Here is a 19,456-nt window from a genome sequence, read left to right on the forward strand (position 1 = left end):
GAAAAGGTTAAGTGAAATATAATAAAACGACAACTTGCTGGCTATTAAACTAATAAAGTTTTTAACGAACTATTGTAAAATTTAAAAAATGAAAATAGCAATAATTGGCTCGGGAGGAAGAGAACATGCCTTGGCTTGGAAACTTGCAAAAGATTTAGGCGAACAAGCCGTATACGCCTTGCCTGGAAATGGTGGAATTCCTAATAGTCATCCAATAGACATTAGCGATTTTGAAGCTATCCAGACGTTCTGTGAAGCCAATGATATTACTTATATTTTTGTAGGACCAGAAGTTCCTCTTGCTGATGGAATTGTAGATTATTTTAATCAAACAACAATCAAAGCATTGGGACCGTGCAAGGATGCGGCACGTTTGGAAGGTTCTAAGATTTTCTCCAAGAATTTTATGAAAAAATATGGCGTAGCAACTGCTGCTTTCCATACGTTTTCTGAAGTGAGTGAAGCCGAAGAAATTGTACATGAAATGGACGGTGATTTAGTCATTAAGTACGATGGCTTGGCTGCTGGCAAAGGTGTTTTTGTTTGTGATAATGTGCAGGAAGCTTTGGATGCTTTGGATGAGATGAGAGCACAGTATGGTGAGGAATGTCCGTTTCTGATTGAAGATAAAATTGTTGGGGACGAAATCTCGATTATTGGTTTTACAGATGGGCAAAATATTCAATTATTACTCCCTTCTCAAGATCACAAGCAGCTGAACGATGGTGATACAGGACCTAATACAGGTGGAATGGGCGTGATGTGCCCTGTCCCGTTTTGGAATGATGATTTGGCGCAAGAAATTGACGAAAAAATTGTTCAGCCTACTTTGAAAGGGATACAAGCCGAGAAAATGAATTACAAAGGAGTGATTTATTTTGGTATTATGATGGGAGAAAATGGACCAGAATTATTAGAATACAATGTTCGTTTTGGCGATCCAGAAACAGAGGTATTGTTGCCTTCTTTGAAAACAGATTTGTCAAAAATTGTCAAGGCTTGTTTGAATGGAACATTGGGCGAATTGACCTTGGAATTTGAGGACGGCTTTTTTGTAGATGTTGTACAAGTATCGGGTGGTTACCCCAAAAGTTATCAAAAAGGTTATGAAATTCACGGTTTGTCTGAAGTAAACGATGCCATCGTTTTTCATGCTGGAACCAAAGTACAAGAGGGCAAAATCGTTACCAATGGTGGACGTGTTTTAAACATTGTTGCACAAGGTGAAACATTAGATGCGGCTATCCAAAAAGCGTATGAGGAATGCAAAAAAGTAAGCTTTAAAGATAATTTTTATAGAAAAGATATTGGTCAACGTGTTTACAAAGTAGTTCAATAAATGAAAAAGAAAATCGCGATATTTATATCGGGGCGAGGAAGTAATATGAGGGCTATTGTTGAGCAATGTCAACAAGGTATTTTAAAAGACTTGGCAGAAGTAGTGTTGGTTTTTGCCAACAAGCAAAGTGCTGCTGGTTTAGAATATGCCAAAGAATTAGGATTGGAGACACAATGGATAGAATCTAAGGGACTAAAACGAACTACTTTTGATGAAAAGGTATTAACTTTATTGTCTAATTACGATTTGGATTATATTGTGTTAGCAGGATATATGCGTGTCTTGTCCAGCAAATTTGTTCAAGCTTATCCAAAGCAGATTATTAATATTCATCCTGCGGATACGACCCAACACCAAGGTTTAAATGGCTATGGTTGGGCGTTTGAAAATGGTTTGGACGCAACAAAAGTAACCGTCCATTATGTAGATGAAGGATTAGATACGGGAGCTATTATAGCGCAGCATCCTGTTGATCTTAAAGGGGCAGATACTTTACAAGAAGTTGAGCGTCGAGGATTGGCAGTAGAGCATTATTTTTATAGTAAAACACTTCAAGGAATTTTTGAATAAGAAGTCGTTTAAAATTGCGTCTTTTTTAAATATGAGTACAATTTTTGGTTCTAATTAAGGCGGATTTGAGAATAATAGCCGTAGCTATTTGACGAAAATCCAACGCAAAGTAGGACAAAAAGTGATTTCATATTTGATTATTACTTAATTTTAAACAACTTCTAAGCTTTTGTTAAAAAAGAGCTGATTGGAGAGTGTAAAAAAATTACCAACTATCATTTTAAAAAGAAAAAAATGTGTGGAATTGTAGGTTTTATAGGTCGTGAAAAAATAGTATACGACTTGATGATGGGCTTAACAGCATTGCAGCATAGAGGTCAAGATGCAGCTGGGATAACAACGTTCAAAAAACTATTTCATGAGAAGAAGGGATTAGGTTTGGTGAATAATGTTTTTGAAGAAAAGCACTTAGAGCGCTTGTTAGGGGATATTGGCATTGGGCATGTGCGTTATACAACACATGGCTCCAATGAGTTAAAAAATGCACAGCCTATTGGGACAAACTATCCTTTTGGTATTTCAATGGCACATAATGGAAATATCACTAATTTTAATGAAATCAGCGAACACTTGTATAGAGAGCATCATATCTTGCCCAATACAACCAATGATTTGGAGTTGATTTTATATACTTTTGTATCTGAATTGCGTTCGTCTAAAGATTTGGGAAATGTAACACCCAATGATATTTTTGATGCCGTAGAGGCTACACAGAGAAAAGTGCATGGTGCTTATGCTGCGGTAGCTATTATTGCTAATCATGGTTTGTTAGCATTTTGTGATCCTAACGGAATTCGCCCTATGATCTTAGGCAAAAAAGAAACTAAAGAAGGAGTGATATATGGTGTTGCCTCTGAAACAGTTTGTTTTGACCACTTGGGGTACGAAGTAGTTCGTGATTTGGAACCAGGCGAGATGATTTTTATTGATAACAATAAGAAAATATATTCTAGAAAAGGACATAGCAATGGTCAACGATTCTGTGTATTTGAATTTATCTATTTTGCTAGAGAAGATTCTTATTTGCATACTCGCTTAGTTGCTGGACAACGTGTAAAAATGGGACGTCAGTTGGCAGAAAAAGTTCGAGCAGCAGGGTTAGAACCAGATATCGTAATTGATGTTCCAACATCGGGATATTTTGCTGCTTCGGGGCTAGCAGAAGAGCTACAGATTCCACACCGTAGGGGATTGGTTAAAAGTAACTATATTGGACGAAGCTTTATTTCGTCTAAGCAGTCGGAACGAGAAGATATTGTTAAACGTAAGTTGAATCCTATTTCTAAAACAGTTGAGGGAAAGAAAATAGCAGTGGTAGACGATTCAATTGTTCGAGGAACGACTTCTAAGCGGATTGTACAAATTCTAAGAGAAGCTGGTGCTGCCGAAATTTATTTCATCTCTGCGGCACCTCCATTGCTCAATCCTTGTATTTATGGAATTGATATGTCTGTTACCACAGAGTTGATTGCTGCGAATAAGACCGTAGATGAAATTAGAGATTACATTGGAGCAGATGCACTGATTTATCAATCTTTGGAAGAATTGCAAGCGCAATTTAATGAGATGGGATTAAATACTTGTATGGCTTGCTTGTCTGGTGATTATCCTACCGCCAATGCAGCACTTGCTTTGCGCCAAATTGAAGAAGAACGATTAGAAGCAAAGAAACAAGGTTAACGATAAGACCTTAAAAATTGTAGCTATTTGGAGATGGGAAGCTAATTTTTCCCAAACTCCAAATGGTTATAAATTAATTTTGACTTAAGAGTCAACCCTAGGACTCAAATCATACATCGCTCGATATTGTTTCATCAAAGGAGGTAATTCCTTTTTTAGCTGTGTTATTGTGGCAGCTTCATCAAAAAGATTTTTTTCTCCCATACGCTTCAACTCTTGCCGCAAGAATTCTTTTCTCTCTTTTCCATTTTTAGCAACAGGATGACTGCGATTATTCTCTGTAATTTCTACTGTAATTTCTAACGATTGGTATAGATACTCATACGCCTTTTTGTAATCTTTGGTTATGTGAAAATTGAATTCAGCTAGTTTGAGCAAAGACTGAGGGTTAAGGTAGTTTTCAGCAGCAATGTAATGGTATTTTTTTGCCGATTCCATCTCCCCAGCAATAGCATACTGATTGGCCAAATAATAAAAACCATAAGAGGCACGATGCAACTCTAGCCCCTTGGCATTCAATTGCTCTAAGATTTGCTCTTTATCCAAATTTTGAAACTCATCAAAAAGATCTTGATAGTCATTAGCATCTAAAGAGTCAATTCTTAAATCTAAGGTATTTAATGTGTTGCTTTCCAACTCCTCTAAGGTATAACTTCTTGAAGTGTCGCAAGAAAACAAATAAACAGAAAGTAGTAAGAAAATTAAACTTAGTCTTTTTAACATTGTTGTGCTATTTTTAAGGATTTTAATATTTTAGCCTTTGTAAAGGTATTTATGAAAAATAAGACGATTTTGGACTAATGAATTTTTAGTCTCTATTACTTAACGTCAAATAAAACGATTCAATTTTATAACATTAAAGAATCATTACTATCTTTATCGTGAGATTATAAAAATATCTAAAAAACTACCGAAAAAGACAACTATAATGGCAAATGTGGTACATATGCCCGCACTTAGTGATACCATGGAAGAAGGGACACTAGTGGCATGGCACAAAAAAGTCGGCGATACTGTAGAATCAGGCGAACTATTAGCCGAAATTGAAACAGACAAAGCAGTTATGGAATTTCAAAGCTTCTACGATGGTGTACTTTTGTATATCGGTGTAGAGGAAGGTAATGCAGTTCCTGTAGATGCTGTAATTGCAGTAATTGGAGAAGAAGGGGAAGATTACAAAGCCTTGCTAGGAGGCGCAGATCAAGGAACTTCCAAAAAAGAAACTACTCAAGATAAAAAAGAGGCTCCAAAGAAAGAGGAAAAACCTTCAGAGGAGGTTTTAGAAACTGTTTCTGCTCCTCTGAAAAAAGAGGAAGGAACTAGCAATAATTCGAGCGATGATCGGATCAAAGCATCTCCTTTGGCAAAAGCAATGGCAAAAGAAGAAGGAATTGATTTGAGTAAGGTTAAGGGAACAGGTGATGATGGACGTATTGTGAAACGAGATATAGAGGAATACCTTAAAAATCCTCAGCCAGAAGAGCCAGTAGCAGCTCCTACGACGACTAAAGTTCCTGAACCAGAGGGCGACTACGAAGACGTTCCTGTTAGCCAAATGCGTAAGGTTATTTCTCGTAGATTGGGCGAAAGCAAATTCTCTGCGCCTCATTTCTATCTAACAATGGAAATTTGTATGGATAAGTTGATGGCTACTCGCAAGCAACTAAAGGAACTAACAGATACTAAAATTTCATTTAATGATTTTGTTGTTAAAGCAACAGCTAAAGCATTAAAAGATCACAAAAATATCAATGCTTCTTGGTTGGGAGATAAAATCCGTTATTACAACTATGTTAATATGGGAGTAGCGGTAGCAATTGATGAAGGTTTGGTGGTTCCTGTTGTTCGTAATGCAGATACAAAGGCATTGTCTCAAATTGCTACTGAAATTCGCGACTTAGCTGGCAAAGCAAAAGATCGTAAATTAACGCCAGAACAAATGTCTGGAAATACATTTACTATTTCTAACTTGGGAATGTTTGGTATTGACGAGTTTACGGCAATTATCAACTCACCAGATGCTTGTATTTTGGCTGTAGGTGCTATCAATCCTAAATTGGTGATGGTAGATGGCGAAGTCAAAGAGTCGCACTTTATGAAAGTAACATTGTCTTGTGATCATAGAGTAGTAGATGGTGCTTCTGGAGCTAAATTCTTGCAAACACTAAAAGCGATCTTAGAAGAACCAATGCGTTTGATTATCTAAGAAAGTCCTAAGAATATAGAATAGATAGGGTTGTTGTCTAATGGTGAATTAGTTGATAGCATGTGCTTAAACTAAACCACCAAGATAGCAATCCTATTTTTTATGGTATTTCCTTTTCTTATGCTATGTTGAAATCTTGTTATATATGGATGAACTTGTGGTTCTCTTGTGTATTGTATGGTCAAGAAAACTATTTCATTTTAGATACGCTAAGTAGTGATGACATTTATCTAGAAGATATTGATTTTAGATATGGACACACCTATCAATTTACAACAACAATTAAGAACGATAGTACATTTTTAATTTTGCCTTCAGGAGTGCCCAAAGGATATTACGAGGCATATTATGATAAGGATACCAATCGTTTGGCGTTGGTTTATTATAATAATGGAACACAAACGTATGGGCAGCAATTTTATGCTGACGGAACGATGAAAAGCGATACAGAGTATAATGCAACAGGGGAATTTCATGGTTTACAGGTTTTGTACAATCGAAAAGGAGAAGAAGTATGGCATGCCGAGTATGTAATGGGGATTCTAAAACCTCAGTATGATTTGACTCAGCTGAAAATGATCAATAAAACTCAGTTATTGTTACAAAACAAAAAGGGGTTTGGATGGTATGTGTTTACACCAACGCCTTCAAGGGCAAGAAGAGAACGCATTCAGCTCAATTCAGACCAGACATTTTTATATGAAAATTCGACACGTGACTGTCATTATTGTAATCGTTATAAGGGGACTTGGACAGCAGTGGATAATTTTATTTATTTAACATTGATTGATTCTACTGGATGGAGAGGTACTACTCGCAAATTTGCGATCACAGCGACGAATCGATTCACACACTTAGAATTAATTGAAGTCAAAGATTGGGGCGTTGAGTGGTATCATTCAGAATATCGAAAAGTGAAAACTCCCAATTAATTGAAGTGAATTTTATACTAACAATTATTTGTTGAAACCACGTAGTACAGCGAACTACTTATCTCTAAAAATACGTTCTTCTACTAGTTGGCAAATGGTGTGCCCGATTAGGATATGACACTCTTGTATTCTCGGAGTATCTGAAGAGGGAACATTAAAAACTAGGTCACATAGGGTTTGCATTGAGCCTCCTTTTTCTCCTGTTAAACCAATGGTTATCAAGCCTATTTTTCGAGCCTGTTCTAATGCTTTGATCACATTGGGAGAATTGCCAGAGGTAGAAATCGCCACTAAAATATCTCCTTTTTTACCCTTTGCTTGAACGATTCTTGCATAGATGTCATCAAAGGAGTAATCATTAGCAACAGCTGTTAAGTAAGAGCCATTGACATGCAAGGCTTCGGCAAATAATGGTGCTCTATCGTAATAAAATCGACCAGAAAACTCGGCTGCTAAATGTTGTGCATCCGCAGCACTTCCACCATTGCCACAAAAAAGAACCTTGCCATCAGACTGAAAGCAATCAACCATTAATTCGATTGCTTCTTGAATTTTCTTTAAAATCAAATCTTGTTGCAGCAGTTGTTGTTTAACAGCAATAGAAGCTTCTAGGATATTTTTTATGGATTGTTGTTGCTCTTTCATTATGGTAATTGGTGCAAATCATAAGAATAAATACAAGAATACGAGAAACATTAAGGATTACCTAGCTTTTAATGTATTTCTGTAGAATAATCAAATAGGAGAATAAAGACGTTACAAATAGGCTTGGCGTTGTAAAATAACAAGAGTGAATTAAGTTTTTTATTAATTCCAGAAGTGTAGTTCATCAATAGAGCACTTTTCTAAACGATTACTTACAACGGATCAAAGATAACATTCGTCCATAAACTGGTTGGTTCTCGTATGATTCTTTCATTTTAAATGGCGGAACATAATATGCCAATTTGATAGAATTTATCCAAGGTATTGTCTAGTATTGTGAATAAACAAACGATTGTGTTACTATATTTAATAAATGCAAAAAAATCGCCAAAGATTTGGCAATCCATAAAATTCCTGCGTAACTTGGTTTGTTAGATTAAAAAACACAAAGAAATAAATAAATTAAAATTAGCAAGATTTTGTTGAAAAGAGTAGTCTTGATAATCACTTAAAAGATTGGTTGTCAATTTTTTTTGAGAGTAGCTATGGGATGGTTGTGATAAAACAAAGTACCGTCATGTCGACAAATAACTAAATAAGTATATATGAAAGCAACGATTATAAATATAGGAGATGAAATTTTAATAGGGCAAGTTGTGAATACCAATGCAGCTTGGATGGCCGAAAAGTTAAACCAAAATGGTATTGCTGTTGATCTAGTATTGACAATTGCAGATACCAAAGAGGCGATAGTAGATGCTTTGGAGTTGGCTATAGCTCGTACGGATCTTGTCTTGATAACCGGTGGTTTGGGATTGACAAAAGATGATATTACCAAAAGAACATTAACAGACTATTTTGGAATGGAATTGAAGTTTCATGCACCTAGTTTTAATAATCTACAACAATTATTTGCTCAATTTGGACGAACCCCTGATGACCGCTATAAGGTACAAGCTGAAATGCCAGACGGAGCAAAGGTTTTAATCAATAAAGTGGGCGCTGCTTCTGGAATGTGGTTTGAACGAGATGGAAAAGTTATTGTTTCCATGCCTGGTATACCTAGAGAGGTTAAGTACTTGATGAAATATGAAGTATTGCCCAATTTAAAAATGCAATTTCAGTTTCCTTCTATTATGCATTATACTGTAAATGTAACAGGTAAGGGCGAAACTGATTTGGCTGAAATGTTGACAGAATTTGAACAAAAACTGCCTTCAAATATCAAATTGGCTTATTTACCTAACTCTATGATTGGAGTTGTTCGTTTGCGTTTGAGTGCTTATGGAGAAGATGTGATGGTCTTAGAAACTCAATTAGATCATTATATTCGAAAATTGCCACCAGTGTTGGGAAGCTTAATTTATGGAGAGCACAAAGATACACTTGAACGAGTCATTGGTCAAATGTTGCTAAAAAGAAAATATACATTAGGAACTGCTGAAAGTTGTACGGGAGGAAATATTGCACATAAAATTACTTCAGTAGCAGGTTGTTCTGCTTATTATGAGAGTAGTGTTATTGCTTATTCTAATGCAGTAAAGCGAGATTTACTAGGGGTAAAACAAGAGACATTAGATGAGCATGGTGCAGTAAGCGAGCAAACAGTAATTGAAATGGCTAGAGGAACACAAAAGTTATTGAATGTAAATTGTGCTATCGCTGTATCAGGAGTTGCTGGACCAACAGGAGGCAGTCCAGAAAAGCCAGTTGGAACAATTTGGGTTGCAGTAACGGAGAATGAGCGAATTTATACTCAAAAACTGCAATTAGGAAAGGATCGATTGCAGAATATAGAAAGAACAACAACGATTGCGCTTAATTTATTACGCCGTTTTTTGCTAGACGATTTGTCTAACGAAGCGGAATAAATATAATATTGATAGATTGATTCACCTACTGGTATAGCTGATAATCGAAAGCATTATAAACCATTTTAAATTTAATTTAAAATGGTTTTTTTATGGGCATAGAAACGACTTTAACTTTTTGGTTTGATTTGGTGTTAAGTGTTTGTTAATTAATTATTTACATTGGGTTGTGTTGGTGTAGGATGTATTGTAACGAGGAAGAGGATAGGCGGTTTTTGCTTTGGCACTAAAAAAAAACTATATATCTTATTATCTTGCTGCGTTATTTATTGAAATAGCGCAAAATTTTACCCCTTAAAATACAATCTATTTTTACTAAAAAAAGGCAAAAATAGAAGTCTCATAGTAAAACCAATTAATCCAAATAAACAATGTATCATAAATTAGGAATTATTTTTGGCTTTTTTCTTTTGATGAACACGCTTTGTGCTCAACAAGGAGATAAGTCTGTTAAGTTGCAAACAGTACGAGGTCAAGTAGTCGACCAAGTGACAGGAAAAGGACTCTCTAATGTATTAGTTGAGTTATTAAATTACACGCCAAGGGTTGCGGCAATCTCTAGTGAGGACGGTTCATTTGAACTAAAAAATGTACCTATTGGTTATCAAAGAATTCGGGCTAATGGCTACGGTTATTATGATGTAGTTTATACTGAGCTGGTTATAGCAGGTAAACAGTCTGTTATGAAGATAAAGATGGAAGAAGAGGTAGAGATTGAAATTGCAACCATAGAAGCAACAACAGATGGTCGAATCAAGAATGCTAAAATGATAACCATTGATGAGATGAATGTGGTGAGTGCTCGACCCTTTAATATAGAAGAAACGAATCGATACATTACAGGATTTGGAGGACCAGCGAGAGCCGTAACTAATTATCCTGGCTTACTAAATACAGACGATGCGCAAAACTATATTGTATCTAGAGGATATAGCCCTTATGGTATCCAATGGATGATAGAGGGAGTACCTGTAGAAAATCCTCATCATTTTGCTACAATGGGAAATACTGGGGCATTATTCCCGTTGCTAAATAACAATTTATTGGCTTCTTCGGATTTTGTGAATGGAGCTTTCTCTGCTCGATACAACAACGTGTATGCAGGAATGTTTGATATTAATATGCGTCGAGGAAATAACCAACGTCATGAATTTTCGGCTTTGTTGAGTGTGTATGGAGCAGAATTTATTGCAGAAGGACCTTTTAAAAAGAAAGGTGCTTCTTATGCGATAGCTGCTCGTGCAGGTATTTTTGACGTTTTACAGCAAATTGGATTAAGCTTGGGAACCAATGCTACGCCTAGGTATTATGATGTTAATTTTAAAATTGATATTCCTACTAAGAAAGCAGGGCATTTTTCCTTGTTTGGAGTAGGAGGACTTTCTGATATTGCCGTTTTGGATGAAGGAGCAATAGACGAGGATGCATTTGTCAATGCAGGGATTAACTTTTATATTAATACTGGTTTTGGGTTGGCAGGGTTGAACCATCTAAAACATTTTGAAAATGATGTGTCTCTCAAAACAACACTATCTTATTTAATCGAAGATTATAAATTGCACCGTGATACGATTTTTCCCGATACTTTAGTGCCATTTTTTACTGTTAGAAATTTCCGTCAACGTGCAGGTATCTCAACACTACTGAGCAAAAAGTTTAGTCCTCAATTTGTATTGAGAGGAGGGGCTAGTGCATATGTTCACTTTATATCTGTGAAAGGAGAGTGGCGTAGACGAAACGAATTGCATTCTATGGCGGATGATATTCAAGTGTTAGCAAATGCTTTTGCTGAGGCACGATATAAATTTTCAAGTGCGTTTGCTTTTGTTTTAGGTGTACAAGGAATGTATTGGTCTTTGAATAAGAATTCATGGGCAATAGAACCAAGGCTTGCATTAGATTGGCGAGTGGGGAAACGTCATAGAATTAGCTTAGGATATGGCTGGACAAGCAAAATTCAATCTTTTGCGGTTGCTTTTTTGGTAAAGAAACAAGCGGATGGAACTTATGATGATAGTAACCGAGAGTTAGGATTAAATAGGAGCCATCAGTTGGCATTGTCTTATGATACTTATTTAGCTCGTTTCTGGGGTATCAAAGCGAATGCCTATGTCTCATACAATACAAATCTAGCGGTAGATAGAGAACGTAATAGTTTTTCTATAGTTAATCATGGAAATTTTGCCATCTACCCTGACTCAACGGGGCTACAAAGTACAGGTAAATCCTTAAATTATGGTGTCGAAATTTCAGTAGAAAAATTCTTTAACAAAGGTCTGTATGGGTTGTTGTCAGCAGCTTATCAGCGTTCCATGTACCAAGGTAGTGATGAAGTATGGCGTAGAAGTGCTTTCGATGCTCAATATGTAACCTCTTTAGTAATGGGGAAAGAATTTAAAATAGGAAAAGAAAAGCAAAATGTAATTTACGGTGATTTTAGATTCAATTTGCATGGAGGGCTGCCTTATACGCCAATAGATTTGGAAGCTTCTAAGCGTGCAGGTAGAGAAGTACTATTGGAAGATCAAGCTTATAGCCAAGAATTGGGATTATACAAACGAATCGATGTACGTGTTGGTGCTCGATTTAATCACCGTAGAAAACGAATTTCACATCATATCTTTTTAGTTGTGCAAAATGTAGCTGCTTTTCGCAATGATTTTGAAGTTCGTTACAACCCTACAACAGAAGAAATTGTTAGGACACAACAGTTTGGTATTATTCCCAACTTATTTTATCAAGTTTATTTTTAATAAGTATGCGTTTAGTATTTGGTATTTAAAAATATTGATGCAATAGCGATACATGCCTTATACAGCTTGTTTTTACAAAAGAACCAAATAAAATTCTGAAAAATAGATTTTGAGAGTAGCAAAAAATGGTAATGTTCGGTAAAAGTATAGTTTTGTAAAATCTAAAAATTATTTTTATTTGAACTGCTTTTGATAAAAGCTCGGTATTTATTATTATAAATTCATGTTTTTTGTTACTTTTGCGCTTGAATTAGGATTTTTACACCAAATATTTTAGTACAATGGCAAAAGTCGAGCTAATAATGCCCAAACTGGGCGAAAGTGTTATGGAGGCAACCATTCTTACTTGGGAAAAACAGGTTGGAGACACGATTGAGATGGATGAAAATGTGGTGGTAATTGCAACAGATAAAGTAGATACGGAAGTACCTTCTCCAGTAGAGGGTAAGCTAGTAGAAATCCTATTTCAAGAAGGTGATACCGTCGCTGTTGGTGCTGCTATTGCTATGATTGAAACAGATAGTGCAGCAGAGGTTCAAGCATCTCCTGCGGTCGTGGAAACAACTTCTGAGGAGGTAAAACAACCTGCCGCACAAAATAACGGTACTGTGGCTACTCCTTCTGCTAATTTAGATACTTCTTCTTCTAATCGCTTTTATTCTCCATTGGTGAAGAGTATGGCAAAAGAAGAGGGCATTGGATTAGAAGAACTAGAAAAAATTACAGGAACAGGCAAAAACAGTAGAGTTACTAAAAGTGATATGTTGGCTTACATCGAAAATAGAGGCAATGCCCCTGTTGCTACGACACCAACTACTACAGCTAAAACGTCACAACCTACTGCTGCTAATAATACTGTTGCAGCTCCTCAATTCAAAACACCGCCTGTTAATAGAAGCGGAAATGTTGAGATTGTTGAAATGGATCGTATGCGCCGTTTGATTGCCGATCATATGGTGATGTCTAAACATGTATCTCCACACGTTACTTCTTTTGTAGAAGCAGATGTAACGGACATTGTTAACTGGAGAAATAGCATCAAAAAAGATTTCCAAGAGCGTCATGGCGAAAAAATCACGTTTACTCCAATTTTTATGGAAGCTGTCGTGAAAGCCATTCAAGATTTCCCAATGGTCAATGTTGCTGTTGATGGCGATCAAATTGTACGTTATAAAGATATTAATATAGGGATGGCTGCAGCTTTGCCTACTGGTAATTTGATTGTACCTGTTATTAAAAATGCAGAAAACCTAAATATGGTTGGATTAACAAAGAATGTTAACGACTTAGCAAACCGTGCTCGAAACAACCAACTACGTCCTGATGAAATTCAGGGAGGAACATTTACTTTAACTAATGTAGGAACATTTGGTAATGTAATGGGAACTCCAATCATCAATCAACCTCAAGTAGCCATTTTGGCGGTAGGGGCTATCCGCAAAAAACCAGCTGTTATGGAAACACCACATGGTGATGTCATCGCTGTGCGCCACATGATGTTCTTGTCTTTGTCTTATGACCATAGAGTAGTAGACGGAATGTTAGGAGGTTCTTTCTTGCGCCGAGTAGCAGATTACCTAGAAAAATTCGATGTGAATAGAAGCATCTAAGAATAATTAACTTTTATAGTTAAAGAATTACAAGCCTCGTCATTTAATAATTAATGATGAGGCTTTTTTTATTGTAAATCGCATAAAAAACTCATTGTGAATAATTAAGCCCCTGAATGCTTCGATTGGTATTGAATTTGTTATTTTAAAGAAAAAAAAAGAAATTACTAGAAAAAAAATTAAACTTATAGACATCTCAATAGTCTAACCTAAACGGGAAAACTATATTCCTCCCCGAAAAACTTGAACCACATTCGCATTATTTAATCCCTATCTTAAAAAAAAGTAATATTATGAAACTACTGAGTTATTTTACCTTGAGCATTGCTACGCTTTTGTTAGTAACAACTGCTTGCGAAAAACAAGAAGCCGCAGACTGGACATACTCTACAGATGATACAATGGCTGATTTGGCTTTTGATGATGTCTACAATGCTATGAGTGGTGAATCTAATGATAATAATAATTTAAGAGCTTGTGCTAACTTGACGCTTAGTGGCACAACATTTCCAATAACAGTAACGGCCGATTTTAATGCCTCAACAGGATGTGGAGATGGTCGTGTGCGTTCTGGAGTAATCACAGCGGTGTATAGTGGTCGCTGGAATGCTACAGGTACTACGGTGACGATTACTACAACAGATTATACCGTAAATGGGTATAAAGTTGCGGGAACAAATGTTATTGAAAACTTAGGTACTGTGAATGGAAATCCAACATTTCGTTCTACAGTAACGAATGGACAAGTAACTACCCCAACTGGAGATGTCATACATCGTGACGCAGTAAAAGAGTATGCATGGATAGATGGTACCAGTACGCCTCTGGATATTACAGATGATGTTTGGCAATTAACAGGAAGTGCCAATGGGACTACTAGAAATGGAAATGCATATACCGCACAAATTACAACTCCCGTTATCAAAGCGAATAGCTGTAACTGGGTACAACAAGGCGTTGTAGAGGTACAGCCTGCTGGTGGTGGCGTTGTTCGAAAAATTGATTACGGTCCAAACACTTGTGATGCTACAGCAACCGTATCCTATGGTCTTTGGTCTATGAATATTACAATGAACTAACATCACTTACTAGACTATTTTGTGTTGTAAGGGAATTTCATACGTTAAAACAATAGACAAACATTAAAAGCCATAAGTGGCTTACAAGAATAAAGAGCGATACAGACCTTTTGTTTGTGTCGCTTTTGCATTTTCTCTATCTTGCCAAAAATTTAACAACAAGCATTCAAAAATGAAGCAGGAAAGAATAGATCGTTTTGTAACCATATTGGATAAAAAACTTCGTGTAAGGCATTTAAAACAGAAGAGAACCAACAACGATACACCAACCATTGTATTTTTGCATGAAGGTCTAGGATGCATTGATTTGTGGAAAGACTTTCCCAATTTGGTGGCAGAAGCAACGGGACTAGATATAATAATGTACGAACGACAAGGGCATGGAGAATCTGATCCTTTAAACAGTCCACGACCTTTAAATTATCTAGAGGTTGAAGCAGAGGTTTATCTTTCTCAATTATTGCAACAATTAAAAATTGACCGTCCTATTTTGATAGGGCATAGCGATGGGGCTACAATTGCTTTAATTTATGCTGCTCTTTATCCTGTTTCAATGGTGATAACAGCTGCTGCGCACGTGCTGGTAGAAGAAATAACTATAAAAGGAATACAAGAGGCTGTCTCTAATTACGATAAAAATAATATTCGAGCTAAATTGGAACGATATCATGGCAACAAAGCAAATGATTTGTTTTGGGCATGGGCCAATACTTGGTTGAATCCAGAATTTAAGTCTTGGAATGTTACGCATTATTTGCCAAAAATAAACTGTCCTGCCTTATTGGTACAAGGAAAAGAGGATGAATATGCAACTTTGAAACAACTGCACTTAATTGCCGATTATTTGGAAGCCCCAACAGAAGTGTGGGAAATTGACAATTGTGCGCATGCTCCACATATTCAAGCGAAACAACGTTTTTTAGAGAAACTAAAATGTTTTATCAAAGAACATATTTTAGTGTTGAAGAATTGATACTGTTGGGTTCGTTTATTTTTTGATCTAATTTTTACCAAGCAATTATTCTATATTAAAATTTTTAGTAAATCAGTATTGACTGCTTATATATTAGCAGGATAGCACGTTATACATACAATGTAAATTGGATGAAGTCATGATTTTAGAAAACAACACAAAATAATTATTAATTAACTCATTAAAAAGACCCCTTTGTAAGGATTAAATATAGACCCCCTCTAATTTGTACGTCCATTCAAAGGAGTTAAAAGACTTTAAATAACTGGACACATGAAAAAGACATACAGTTTTGCTGCTTTGTTGCTACTACCTATACTACTAAGCCAAATAGGCTGTCAGCAAGAAACACTTAATCCATTAGATGAACAGTTGATTCAGCAAATGAAAACCTCATCTTATGGTGAAGGTGTTAGCTATTATCAACTTCCAGATAGTGATGATTTGGAAAATATTCCCCAAGACCCTAAAAACCCGTTAACAGCAGAGAAAATAGAATTGGGTAAGCTCATTTATCATGAAACTGCTTTTGCTGTAGATGTAAAATTTTCAGGAAGCATGAAGGCAATTTCTTGCGCTACTTGTCACCATGCAGCGGCTGGTTTTCAAGCGGGAATGGCACAGGGAATTGCTGATGGTGGAACAGGTTTTGGAGTACAAGGAGAAGGTCGAGTAGTAGACCCACTTTGCCCATTGGATTCTATAGATGTACAAGAAACCAGAACTCCTTCGTTGCTTAATGTTGCGTATCAAAAAGTAATGCGATGGAACGGTTCGATGGGAGCTACTGGCTCTAATTTGGGAACAGAGGCACGATGGGTAGGACCTGCTTTTTCTAAAAATCACTTGGGGTTTGAAGGGGTCGAAACTCAAAGTATTGTCGCCTTAAAAGGACATCGCCAAAATATGGACCCAGCGGTCATTCAAGGAACCACTTATAAAGATTTGTTTGATGCTGCTTTTCCTACCGTACCAGTTGCGGAGCGTTATACTAATAAGATGGCAGGATTGGCAATAGCTGCTTATTCTCGCACTGTTATGGCAAACAAAGCCCCTTTTCAAGAATGGGTTAGAGGTAATTATACGGCTATGACCGATCAACAGAAGCAAGGTGCGTTGTTGTTTTTTGGAGAAGCAGGTTGTTACCGTTGTCACAATGGACCATCCTTAGCAACAGAAGGCTTTCATGCTTTTGGAACAAAAGATTTGTATCAAAATACTAGTGCCCCGATATACAATACATCTATAGATAGTATAGAAACATTGGGACGTGGTGGTTTTACAGGGAACGCAGCGGATATGTATCGTTTTAAAGTTCCTCAACTTTACAATGTTAGAGATTCGCCTTTTGAAGGACATGGCGGCTCTTTTGGTTCTGTGCGAGCAATGGTTGATTATAAAAATAAAGGCATAGCCGAAAACCCTAATGTGCCTGCCAATAGATTGTCTCCTATGTTTGTCCCTTTAGGATTGACAGAGGAACAAGTTGATCAGATTGCCGATTTTATTGACAATGCTTTGCACGACGATTATTTGGATCGTTATGTACCTAGCAGCCTACCTACAGGTGCTTGTTTCCCAAATGCCGATGCACAGTCAAAAATAGATCTGGGTTGTAATTAATGGAGAAGTACAAAAGCTGTAACAATGAAGAGAGCCACAACATAAAAAATTACGCTCTAATGGGCATAATAGACTAAAAGAATTCATGGACTAGTGAATACATTCTAAGGTTAAATTAGAATTTTACAATTTAGAAAACTATTTTTGTTTACAATAGTTCGTTGAAACCACGCAGTAGCAGCGAAGCTAAACTTTAAAATTTTGATTATCAAACTAATATAAATGTGCTTTTTTATCTTTTTGGTAAAAAAGTAAACAACTAAGCGATAGCGATCTCACGACCGCAGGGAGCTAATCAACGAACTACTATGTTTAAAGACTGTTTCGTTAATTTCTAAACAGTTTTTTTTAGCTTTGCTAACCACTAGACAATAGGTCTAAACAATTATTATCATAATTATCAATGAACAAAAAGTACGATGGAACAAGAATTTAAACCTAAGTATGAGTTGACGGTAACCAATACGTTGACACGTGAGAAAGAAAAATTTGAATCACTAACACCTGGCTATGTCGGAATGTATGTTTGTGGTCCTACTGTTTATAATGAGGTGCACTTAGGAAATTGTCGTACGTTCTTTTCATTTGATTTGGTCTACCGCTATTTGATGTACTTAGGGTACAAGGTTCGTTATGTTCGTAATATTACAGATGTGGGGCATTTGGTAGATGATGCCGAAGAAGGAGAGGGCAAGATTGAGAAGCAGGCGCGTTTGGAACAGTTGGAACCAATGGAAATTGTACAAAAATACACCAATGGTTTTCACGATGTGATGCGTCAACTAAATGCTTTGCCCCCAAGTATCGAACCTACTGCTACAGGGCATTTGATTGAACAAATTGAAATGGTCAAAGCTATTATAGACAATGGTTATGCGTACGAAATGAATGGTTCTGTTTATTTTGATACTCAGAAATTGATTAAAGAGGATACGGGCGTATATGATTATGGTACGTTATCGGGCAAAAAACAAGAAGATCTGTTGACGGAGACTAGAGATGATTTAAAAAATCAAAGCGAAAAACGCCATCCTTCGGATTTTGCTATTTGGATGAAAGCAGATGAAAATCATATTATGAAATGGCCTTCGCCTTGGTCTTTGGGTTTTCCTGGTTGGCATTTGGAATGTTCAGCTATGAGTACAAAGTATCTAGGAAAGCATTTTGACATACATGGAGGGGGAATGGATTTGCAATTTCCTCATCATGAGAACGAAGTAGCTCAAAATGTAGGGGCTTGTGGATGCCAACCTGTTAAGTATTGGTTGCATACCAATATGCTGGTTTTGAATGGTAAAAAAATGAGCAAAAGCAAAGGAAATTCAATTTTGCCTGTGGAGTTATTTACTGGCAACAACGATATTTTGTCCAAAGCGTATAGCCCAATGACCGTTCGTTTCTTTATGTTACAGGCGCATTATGCGAGTACCTTAAATATTACAGATAAAGGATTACAAGCTGCCGAAAAAGGATACCATCGTTTGATGGAAGCATATCATATTTTAAATGATTTAGAATATACTGTTGAGGAAGCATTGACGGATGATGATGATCAAATCAACAAAATGTTGGATCTAGCATTTGAAGCTATGAGTGATGACTTTAATACAGCTGCTGCTTTAGCAAAACTAAATATTGTGATTCCTAAGATTAACGCCATTCAAAATGGTCGCATGAAGATGAGCAATATTAGCAAAGCTACCTTAGCTAGAATGAAGCAAGTTTTCCATGATTTTATTTTTGAAATATTTGGTCTATTAGATGAGGATAAAGAAGGAGAAAGTGAAGATGAAAATAACTTGTTGGATCAAGCAATGGAAGTGATCATTGAGTTGCGTCAAGAAGCACGTAACAACAAAGATTGGGCAACAAGCGATTTGATTCGAGATAAATTGCAAGAAATCGGTATTCAAATCAAAGATTCCAAAGAAGGTGCTTCTTGGATTAAAAATTAAAAGCAGTAATGCTGCCAAAGCAGCGTTCAAAAGGAGGATTATAACAAAAAAATAGATTATAAAGGAAAAACAGTATGCAGTGTAAATTGTGTGCTGTTTTTCTATTTATAAATAGGTAGTTGTTGTACTCTGTGTTGCCAAGCATTGAGGTTAAAATAATTGCACAAGCAAGACGAGAATTCCCATTCAAATTTCTATAAAAAAGTGTACCTTTGGAAAA

14 protein-coding genes are annotated in these 19,456 nt (G+C 36.4%); 12 read left to right on the forward strand and 2 right to left on the reverse strand.

Annotated elements, in window-relative coordinates:
- The first annotated feature begins 88 nt into the window (after positions 1-88).
- The 3 genes from purD to purF all read left to right on the forward strand — a co-directional run bounded on the left by purD (position 89) and on the right by purF (position 3,589).
- Positions 89-1,339 (forward strand): phosphoribosylamine--glycine ligase, encoded by a 1,251-nt coding sequence (gene purD / locus QP953_RS03545; RefSeq protein WP_052598479.1) that lies wholly within the window; start codon positions 89-91, stop codon positions 1,337-1,339.
- Positions 1,340-1,909, forward strand: coding sequence for a phosphoribosylglycinamide formyltransferase (purN, locus tag QP953_RS03550; protein WP_052598478.1), 570 nt, complete (start codon positions 1,340-1,342; stop codon positions 1,907-1,909).
- Between the two features lie 234 nt (positions 1,910-2,143).
- Complete coding sequence (purF, locus tag QP953_RS03555) at positions 2,144-3,589, forward strand: amidophosphoribosyltransferase (protein WP_052598477.1); 1,446 nt, start codon at positions 2,144-2,146, stop codon at positions 3,587-3,589.
- 84 nt (positions 3,590-3,673) lie between these two features.
- Here the strand turns inward: purF and QP953_RS03560 are convergent, their stop codons facing one another.
- The gene (locus tag QP953_RS03560) at positions 3,674-4,312 is read right to left on the reverse strand and encodes a hypothetical protein (protein WP_052598476.1); all 639 of its coding nucleotides are present in this window, start codon (positions 4,310-4,312) and stop codon (positions 3,674-3,676) included.
- A gap of 223 nt (positions 4,313-4,535) precedes the next feature.
- On the opposite strand from QP953_RS03560, the gene QP953_RS03565 reads away from it, so the two are divergent.
- Both QP953_RS03565 and QP953_RS03570 read left to right on the forward strand, forming a co-directional pair.
- Positions 4,536-5,795, forward strand: coding sequence for a pyruvate dehydrogenase complex dihydrolipoamide acetyltransferase (locus QP953_RS03565; protein WP_309553987.1), 1,260 nt, complete (start codon positions 4,536-4,538; stop codon positions 5,793-5,795).
- Between the two features lie 62 nt (positions 5,796-5,857).
- On the forward strand, positions 5,858-6,727 hold the full coding sequence (locus QP953_RS03570) for a hypothetical protein (protein ID WP_156039835.1): 870 nt from the start codon (positions 5,858-5,860) through the stop codon (positions 6,725-6,727).
- A gap of 54 nt (positions 6,728-6,781) precedes the next feature.
- Here the strand turns inward: QP953_RS03570 and QP953_RS03575 are convergent, their stop codons facing one another.
- Positions 6,782-7,372, reverse strand: a complete 591-nt coding sequence (locus tag QP953_RS03575; protein WP_309553988.1) for a D-sedoheptulose 7-phosphate isomerase — start codon at positions 7,370-7,372, stop codon at positions 6,782-6,784.
- A 605-nt stretch (positions 7,373-7,977) separates the two neighbouring features.
- Between QP953_RS03575 and QP953_RS03580 the strand changes: the two genes are divergently transcribed.
- The 7 genes from QP953_RS03580 (at position 7,978) to cysS (ending at position 19,236) form a co-directional block, all read left to right on the forward strand.
- On the forward strand, positions 7,978-9,243 hold the full coding sequence (locus QP953_RS03580) for a CinA family nicotinamide mononucleotide deamidase-related protein (RefSeq protein ID WP_309553989.1): 1,266 nt from the start codon (positions 7,978-7,980) through the stop codon (positions 9,241-9,243).
- Positions 9,244-9,614: 371 nt separating this feature from the next.
- Positions 9,615-11,996 carry a TonB-dependent receptor gene (locus QP953_RS03585; RefSeq protein ID WP_052598471.1) on the forward strand — a complete coding sequence of 794 codons (2,382 nt, stop codon included), beginning with the start codon at positions 9,615-9,617 and terminating at the stop codon, positions 11,994-11,996.
- Positions 11,997-12,277: 281 nt separating this feature from the next.
- A complete protein-coding gene (locus QP953_RS03590; RefSeq protein WP_052598470.1) occupies positions 12,278-13,606 on the forward strand; it encodes a dihydrolipoamide acetyltransferase family protein in 1,329 nt (442 codons plus the stop codon).
- A 293-nt stretch (positions 13,607-13,899) separates the two neighbouring features.
- On the forward strand, positions 13,900-14,685 hold the full coding sequence (locus QP953_RS03595; protein WP_309553990.1) for a hypothetical protein: 786 nt from the start codon (positions 13,900-13,902) through the stop codon (positions 14,683-14,685).
- A 172-nt stretch (positions 14,686-14,857) separates the two neighbouring features.
- On the forward strand, positions 14,858-15,658 hold the full coding sequence (locus tag QP953_RS03600) for an alpha/beta hydrolase (RefSeq protein WP_309553991.1): 801 nt from the start codon (positions 14,858-14,860) through the stop codon (positions 15,656-15,658).
- Positions 15,659-15,931: 273 nt separating this feature from the next.
- A complete protein-coding gene (locus QP953_RS03605) occupies positions 15,932-17,281 on the forward strand; it encodes a cytochrome c peroxidase (RefSeq protein ID WP_309553992.1) in 1,350 nt (449 codons plus the stop codon).
- Between the two features lie 419 nt (positions 17,282-17,700).
- Positions 17,701-19,236, forward strand: coding sequence for a cysteine--tRNA ligase (cysS, locus tag QP953_RS03610; RefSeq protein ID WP_309553993.1), 1,536 nt, complete (start codon positions 17,701-17,703; stop codon positions 19,234-19,236).
- Positions 19,237-19,456 lie beyond the last annotated feature (220 nt).

Origin of the sequence: Aureispira sp. CCB-E (genome assembly GCF_031326345.1) — a bacterium.
Lineage (GTDB): Bacteria > Bacteroidota > Bacteroidia > Chitinophagales > Saprospiraceae > Aureispira.